The following is a 7,224-nucleotide window of genomic DNA, read 5'->3' as shown; positions in this document are numbered from 1 at the left end:
CGACACCGACAAGCCGACAGGCCCTGCGCTGCGAGATGCCGTGATCCCGCATCGCCCTGAGCGCTGCCTCTCGCCGCTTGGTCAGCGTCGTCAGTTCTTTCCCAGAAGATCCTTCAGAACCACATTGTCCAGCATCGTATCGGCCAGCAGCCGCTTCAGCTTGGCGTTCTCGTCCTCCAGCGCCTTCAGCCTCGCGGCCTCCGACACCTCCATGCCGCCATACTTGGACTTCAGCTTGTAGAACGTTGCCGGGCTGAGCCCGTCCCTGCGGCACACCTCCGCCGTCGGCATGCCTGCCTCTTGCTCCTTGATCATCCCGATAATCTGCGCCTCGGTAAAACGGCTCTTCCGCATTCGTCTGCTCCTTCAGGGGTGGGCAGACTCTACATCATGGTGAGGAATTCCGCGGGGGGCACGTCACAGCTGGTAAAACCACCGTCCGCCCGGCTGATGTACCCGGCACCCGCGCGTCATTGCACGAACTCCTGCGCGCCCTCGCCCGCGAGGCAGCCCGCGCCGCCATCTACGCACGGTATTCCAGCGATCTGCAGCGCGACGCCTCCGTAGAAGACCAGATCCACAGCTGCACGGACTACGCCAAGACGCAGGGGCTTGAAGTCGTCTCCACCTACTCGGACCGGGCCATCTCGGGCGCAAGCCTTATGCGCAGCGGCATGCAGGCCCTGCTCCGCGATGCGCGCGGCGGCACCTTCGATGTGGTTATCTCGGAAGCCCTCGACCGTCTAAGCCGCAATCAGGCCGACATTGCCCACATCTACCAGGAATTTTGTTTCAACGGCCTCCCGATCGAGACCCTCTCAGGAGGGCTGATTTCGGAGATTCATATCGGGCTCAAGGGGACGATGAATGCCTTGCAGCTCAAGGATATCGCGATGAAGACCCACCGCGGCCTGAAGGGGCGTGCTCTGGAGGGCAAATCCGCGGGCGGCAGAGCTTACGGCTACCGCATGAAGCCGCAACTCACGTCCAGCGGCGAGGTGATCCGCGGCGAGCGGGAGATCCATCCAGAAGAGGCAAATGTCGTGCGCCGGATCTTCGCGAACTACGCCCGCGGGCTTTCGCCGAAGAAGATCGCCGAAGCGCTCAACAAGGAGCGCGTGCCTGCCCCGTCCGGCCGCCACTGGGGTGCCTCCACCATTCATGGCAACCGCCAGCGCGGGACCGGGATCCTCAACAATGAGCTCTACATCGGCCGACAGGTCTGGAACCGGCTGCGCTACGTGAAGGATCCGCAGACCGGCAAGCGCATCTCGCGGCTGAACCCGGAAAGCGAGTAGACGGTCACCGACGTTCCGCATTTGCGGATCGTCGAGCAGGATCTCTGGGATGCGGTCCGGGCACGCCAAGGCGAACTGAAGACCGCGGGCACCAAAGTGCCGGTCTGGGACCGGCGCCGCCCCAAGACCTTGTTTTCCGGCCTGATGGCCTGCGGCTGCTGCGGAGGCGGCTTTGCCAAGATCTCCAAGGACAGCTTCGGCTGTTCCCCGGCGCGGAACAAAGGAGCCGCGGTCTGCAGCAACAAGCGCACGATCAAACAGGCCGACCTGAAAGCCCGGGTGCTGGATGCACTGGCGAACCACCTGATGGATCCGGACGCGGTGCAGGTCTTCTGCGAAGAATACACAGCCGAGCGCAACCGGCTGAAGGCGGCGGCCGCCGGGAGCCGCAAGGAAAAGGAACAGGCACTGGCCCGCGCAAAACGGGATCATCAGAAGCTGGTGGATGCGATCATCGCGGGCGTGCCCGCGGAGCAGGTCAAAGACCGGATGATCGAGCTCGACACGCGGCGCCAGCAGCTGGAACGGGAGTTGGAGCAGCCCCCTGCCCCGGACCCGGTGGTGTTTCACCCGTCTATGGCAGAGGCCTACCGGGAGCGGGTCTCCCGGCTGATCAAGGGGCTTGGCTCCGCCGAAGGCATGGAAGAGGCCAAGAAGGCGCTGCGCGCATTGGTGGAGCGGATCGTGCTGACGCCCGCAGCGGAGGGCGACGGCCTGGATCTGACCCTTGAGGGCGATCTTGCCGGGCTGCTGCGGCTGGCGACGGGTGCGGAAGGCGCGAACACGAAGAAGGCTTCGGGCGGCGCGCCGGAAGCCTTTGATATGCATGGGGAAATTGTGTTGGTTGCGGGAGCAGGCAACCGCCGTATCCTACCTGTCCTCTCCGCAGAAATATAAACAAATGATAGCACGCAGCTAACGGCACCTCTGCGCAGAAAAGCGCCCTTTGCAAAGTCTTGGGGCCTGCCAGCCGGGCGGGAATTTACGGGTCGTTGCGCGAACACAGCTACTCTCGCTTTGCCGCTGGATGAGGCTGCGCGAATCCTCGACAGTTTCGACACCGAGGTGAAGCTTTTCGATCCGCGCGACCAGCCGCAACCCGATGGCGCGCTGTCCGAGCAACCCAAGGTGGCCGAGCTGCGAAACCTCGTGACGTGGTGTCGAGGCATGGTTTGGTGCTCGCCGGAATGTCATGACGTTATGACCGGGATCATGAAATCGCAGATCGACTGGATTCCCCTGTCACTCGGCGGCGTGCGCCCGACGCAGGGCAAGACGCTGGCGGTGATGCAGGTCTGCGGCGGGTCGCAATCATTCAACACGGTGAACCAGCTGCGCATCCTTGGCCGCTGGATGCGGCTGCTGACAATCCCCAACCAGTCCTCGGTTGCCAGGGCATGGGACGAGTTCGACGAACACGGTCGGATAAGGCCATCGCCATATTACAATCGCATCGTCGACGTGATGGAAGAACTGGTGAAGTTTCACCCTGTTGAGCCGAGACATCAAGGATCATCTGGTTGATCGATACTCCGAACGGGTCGAAAGCCGTGCAGAGCTGTCCCAACGGGTCAGCCAGCCAAAGGCGGTCGGCCAGTGACTGCAGAGCGTTTGGGGGCGGCAACCGGCAACACCATTGGCGCGCCGCAATTGTGACTATGCACTGCCAGGCCTCGGGGCCGGCAGTGCATGATTGCGCGTCAGGCGTGGCTTTCCTGTACCTTCGCTGCTGTCAGTGACACGATGCCGAGGGCGATCACACCCGAAAGGGCCGCGGCCACGGGGGTCATCCCGACGCCAGGGCCGGCCACGATCGCACCGCCCACCGCTGATGCGCCCGAGATCCCGAGGTTGAAGGCCGCGATGTTGAAGCCCGAGGCGATGGCGCCTGCGCCGGGGCTTCCGGCCTCGGCCGTTTCGACCACTGCCGATTGCACGATCGGCGAGATGGCGAAGGCAAAGACCCCCCAGACAGCGAGGTTGACCGAGATCGCCCAGATGCTTCCCTGGGTCGCCAGCAGCATGGCAAGCGATGCCACGAGGCCGATCAGCACGATACGCAGCGCGCTTGTTGCGCCAAGCCGGTCGGAGGCCGCGCCGCCCGCGAGGTTGCCGACCACGGTCGCCAGACCAAAGAGCATGAGCGCGAGACTCACCGATGCAGGCGCGATGCCAGTCACATCGGTCAAAAGCGGCGTGAGGTAGGTGAAGACGACGAAGGAGCCGCCAAAACCGAAGACGGTGACGAGATAAAGTGCCAGCAGCCGCGGGCTGGCGACAAGTGCCAGTTGCCGCCACAGCGGCAGTGCCGCGCCAATGCGCAGGTTGCCCGGCAACAGCAGAGCGAGGCCAGTAAAGCTGACAACCCCGAGCGCACCGACAAGCAGGAAGGGCGCACGCCAGCCGAAAGTCTGGCCGATGAAGGCGCCAAGCGGCACGCCCACGACCATAGCCACGGTGAGTCCCGCGAACATCAGCGACACCGCACGGGACGCCCGCGAGCGGTCGACCAGAGAGGTGGCGATTGCCGCGCCGATCGAGAAGAACACGCCGTGGGCAACACCTGTCACCATGCGACCGGCGAGAAGGGTGCCGAAACTCGGCGCCAGCGCCGCCGCGAGGTTGCCCGTGGTGAATAACGCCATGAGGACAAGCGCCAACGGCTTGCGGGGCAGGCGTTGGGTCAGGGCGGTAATCGTGGGTGCGCCGAGCGTGATCGCCAGCGCGTACATGCTGACCAGAAGGCCGGCCGAAGGCACGGTCACGTCGAGGTCGCCGGCAATCTCGGGGATCAGGCCGACGATGACGAACTCGGTCGTGCCGATCGCGAAGGCCGCGATGGCCAGGGCAAAAACTGCGATGGGCATGATAACCTCCTCTTACCGGAGAGCCGCGGCGGCGGCTTGCGCGATGGCTTCATCGTCCTCGACCGTGGCACCGGCCACGCCGACCGCGCCAAGGAAGGTGCCGTCCGCGTCACGGAGTACGACGCCGCCGCCGAAGCTGATCAGCCCGCCATTGGTGTTCTCGATCGTGTAGATCGCGCCTGAAGGGCGCGCCTCTGCGCCAAGCGCGATGCTGTCGGTCTGGAACAGGGCCGCGGTGCGGGCTTTTTTCTGTGCCACGTCGATGGCGCCGAGAACCGCGCCTTCCATACGCTCAAACCCGGCGAGCTGGGCGCTAGCATCAACGACAGCGATATTAATCGCAAAGCCATCCTGTGCAGCCTTGGCGCGCGCCGTGTCGATGACGGTGCGAATGATGTTCTGATGCATGGGATCGTCTCCTTGTCCTGCGGGGCGCCGTGCCCGCTTGCAAGGACCCACTTCGGACGTGACAGCCTTGTTGGAAAGGGGCGCCCATGCGAGAGCGCAATTTATTCAGTATTGCTGAACTTCAGCCGAAATTCTCAACATTTTCCACGCCGCATCGCGCATCCGGGCTTCGGTAAGTTCGCCTTTGGGACCGGCAATGGCGAGTGCAGCTCGAACCTCTCCCTGTTCCCTGACCGGAATCGAAACGCAGTGACGACCAGGCGTGAAGAATTCGAGGTCGAGTGCGAAGCCCAGGCGGCGAACCTCCAATAATCGCGCGTCGGTCACGCCATCCTGCGACAGATCACGGCGATGCCGCACGCGTGTCTCCAACGCAGGCATGAAGGCAAGGAAGACAAGACCCACAGCCGTTCCTTCAAGTGGTTCCCGTCGGTCCACCGGCGAGTTCATGTCGTCAGCGCCCGGGCCGCACACATCAAGGTAGAACGCTTGATCTCCGCTGGGAACCGCAAGATAGGAGGCAAATCCCGTCAACTCGGTGATCCGCACAAGCGCAGGTCGCAGCGATGCCCGCAAACGGTCGTCGTCGCCCGCGATCCGCGCAAGGTTGAGGATGCGCGCCCCGAGATAATAGGCACTGTTACCGGAGCGGCGATGCAGGTAGCCGAGGTTCGAAAGCGTGCGAAGGATATTATGCACTGTGGTCTTTTTAAGACCAGTGATGTCGGAAATCACGGCGAGCTGGGCACTGCCGCCCTGGCGGGCGATGACCTCAAGGATCGCCGTGGCGCGTTCTATCGATTGAATGGTACTACCAGGCATGGGACCATATTCAGCAATGCTGGGCGTTTGTCACGCTCTTACTGCCTCACAGCTCGGGGCGCGTGAACCATTCCATTGTGGCTAAGGTGAGCATCGGATGCTGGCCTCAAAATAATCGCCCTGACCTACGGGGTCGCACGATGGCCCGTTGGCATCGCAGACCGCAGGCGAAACGGCCTCGGCTACGAAGATGAAACTGCGGCGCGCAGGCGTTCCGTCAGGTCGGCAATCTGATCGCGAAGCGCCCCGATATCCGTATCACCCCGGTCGACGGCACGGGTGACGCAAAGACCGATGTCATGCGCCCTGTCCTCGAGACGCTTGCCCTTTTCCGTCAAGGTGACGGCCACGCGGCGTTCATCTTGAGGGCTGCGGCGGCGTTGAACCAAACCCGCGACCTCCATCCGTTTCAGCAACGGGGTGAGCGTGTTGGTTTCCAGGAACAGCACTTTACCCAATTCACCAACGGTCTGGCCATCACGTTCCCACAGGGCAAGGAGCACCAGGTATTGCGGGTAGGTAAGCCCGAACTCCGCCAGCACCGGCCGATAAAGTCGTCCCATCGCGCTATTCAGTGAATAGATCGCAAAGCAGAACTGCTGATTCAGAGGCAGGGCATGTTTTGTCATCTTGTCGTCATACATAGATCGCAGGCGATATTATCGCAAGCGGTTGATCAATCCATAGCTACGCAATATATATCGCTCGCGATACAATCGCAGTCGATAAGAAAAACTCTCAATGTCTGTCTCCCCAATCTATACCGCCCATGGATCCGCAACCGGAGGCCGCGATGGCACAGCCAAGGTTGTCGGCACCGACTTGGTGCTGAACCTCGCCCCGCCGACCGAAATGGGCGGCAACGGCAATGGCTACAACCCCGAGCAGCTGTTCGCTGCGGGGTATTCCGCCTGCTACATCGGCGCGATGAAATTCGCGACCACCCAAGACGCTAGCCTGCCGAAGGTGCCCAGCGACGTGGAGGTCGAAACCGCTGTCGGCATCGGACCGCGCGACGCCGGGGGGTTTGGCCTGAAGGTCACGCTTGCCGTTTCGCTGCCGGGTGTCGACAAGGAAGCCGCCGAGCGTCTGACCGAAGCCGCTCACCAGCTTTGCCCCTATTCCAATTCGATCCGGGGCAACGTCGAGGTGACCACCGAAATCCGGTGACCACATGCGGCTGCAAACCGCTATAAAGGGAAATAGCCTCTCAAACTTCGGCCGTAACATCTCGGTGCGGCCGAACTTTCTGGCGGGGGTCATGCTGCTGTTCGACCATGCCGAAGCCGTCGAAGGGACCGCCAGCACGGAGGTTGCGGCTGGCTCATCGTCCCCGGTTTCGCCTCGCGTGCCCCTCGCATCCTCAGGTCTGCCCCGCGCGGCCGCTTTAAGGGTAGACTGAGAACAAGGATGCACGTCTTTCACCCGGTTGTGCAACGGTGCTCTGCTGCTCTGCCCCCTGAAGGAGCAGACGTATGCGGAAGAGCCGTTTTACCGAGGCGCAGATTATCGGGATGATCAAGGAGCAAGAGGCAGGCATGCCGACGGCGGAGGTGTGCCGCAGGCACGGGCTCAGCCCGGCAACGTTCTACAAGCTGAAGTCCAAGTACGGCGGCATGGAGGTGTCGGAGGCCGCGCGGCTGAAGGCGCTGGAGGACGAGAACGCCAAGCTGAAGCGGCTGCTGGCTGATACGATGCTGGACAATGTGGTTCTGAAGGATCTTCTGGGAAAGAACTGACGACGCTGACCAAGCGGCGAGAGGCAGCGCTCAGGGCGATGCGGGATCACGGCATCTCGCAGCGCAGGGCCTGTCGGCTTGTCGGTGTCG

7 protein-coding genes and 3 pseudogenes are annotated in these 7,224 nt (G+C 62.8%); 5 read left to right on the top strand and 5 right to left on the bottom strand.

Features of this window, described 5'->3' with window-relative positions:
• A pseudogene (locus AB9K35_RS02160) lies at window positions 1-354 on the bottom strand (transposase); the annotation flags it as partial.
• A gap of 119 nt (window positions 355-473) precedes the next feature.
• Here AB9K35_RS02160 and AB9K35_RS02155 point away from each other — a divergent pair.
• From AB9K35_RS02155 to arsH, 3 genes and pseudogenes are all read left to right on the top strand, one after another.
• On the top strand, window positions 474-1,298 hold the full coding sequence (locus tag AB9K35_RS02155) for a recombinase family protein (RefSeq protein WP_369924234.1): 825 nt from the start codon (window positions 474-476) through the stop codon (window positions 1,296-1,298).
• A 21-nt stretch (window positions 1,299-1,319) separates the two neighbouring features.
• A complete protein-coding gene (locus tag AB9K35_RS02150) occupies window positions 1,320-2,195 on the top strand; it encodes a recombinase zinc beta ribbon domain-containing protein (RefSeq protein ID WP_369924233.1) in 876 nt (291 codons plus the stop codon).
• A gap of 59 nt (window positions 2,196-2,254) precedes the next feature.
• A pseudogene (gene arsH, locus AB9K35_RS02145) lies at window positions 2,255-2,898 on the top strand (arsenical resistance protein ArsH).
• 100 nt (window positions 2,899-2,998) lie between these two features.
• Here arsH and AB9K35_RS02140 read toward each other — a convergent pair.
• The 4 genes from AB9K35_RS02140 to AB9K35_RS02125 form a co-directional block, all read right to left on the bottom strand.
• Window positions 2,999-4,165 carry an MFS transporter gene (locus AB9K35_RS02140; RefSeq protein WP_369924232.1) on the bottom strand — a complete coding sequence of 389 codons (1,167 nt, stop codon included), beginning with the start codon at window positions 4,163-4,165 and terminating at the stop codon, window positions 2,999-3,001.
• A gap of 12 nt (window positions 4,166-4,177) precedes the next feature.
• Window positions 4,178-4,573: a heme-binding protein gene (locus AB9K35_RS02135; protein WP_369924231.1), complete on the bottom strand. Its 396-nt coding sequence runs from the start codon at window positions 4,571-4,573 to the stop codon at window positions 4,178-4,180.
• Between the two features lie 105 nt (window positions 4,574-4,678).
• Window positions 4,679-5,395 carry an IclR family transcriptional regulator gene (locus tag AB9K35_RS02130; RefSeq protein WP_369924229.1) on the bottom strand — a complete coding sequence of 239 codons (717 nt, stop codon included), beginning with the start codon at window positions 5,393-5,395 and terminating at the stop codon, window positions 4,679-4,681.
• Between the two features lie 182 nt (window positions 5,396-5,577).
• Window positions 5,578-6,039 (bottom strand): MarR family winged helix-turn-helix transcriptional regulator, encoded by a 462-nt coding sequence (locus AB9K35_RS02125; protein ID WP_369924228.1) that lies wholly within the window; start codon window positions 6,037-6,039, stop codon window positions 5,578-5,580.
• 97 nt (window positions 6,040-6,136) lie between these two features.
• Here AB9K35_RS02125 and AB9K35_RS02120 point away from each other — a divergent pair, with 97 nt between their 5' ends.
• Both AB9K35_RS02120 and AB9K35_RS02115 read left to right on the top strand, forming a co-directional pair.
• Window positions 6,137-6,565 carry an organic hydroperoxide resistance protein gene (locus AB9K35_RS02120; RefSeq protein ID WP_369924227.1) on the top strand — a complete coding sequence of 143 codons (429 nt, stop codon included), beginning with the start codon at window positions 6,137-6,139 and terminating at the stop codon, window positions 6,563-6,565.
• Between the two features lie 305 nt (window positions 6,566-6,870).
• A pseudogene (locus AB9K35_RS02115) lies at window positions 6,871-7,224 on the top strand (transposase); the annotation flags it as partial.

The sequence above is a fragment of the Leisingera sp. XS_AS12 genome (genome assembly GCF_041224635.1).
GTDB lineage: Bacteria > Pseudomonadota > Alphaproteobacteria > Rhodobacterales > Rhodobacteraceae > Leisingera.
The sequence above is the reverse complement of the archived record's forward strand: the minus strand, read 5'-3'. Positions and strand labels throughout refer to the sequence as shown.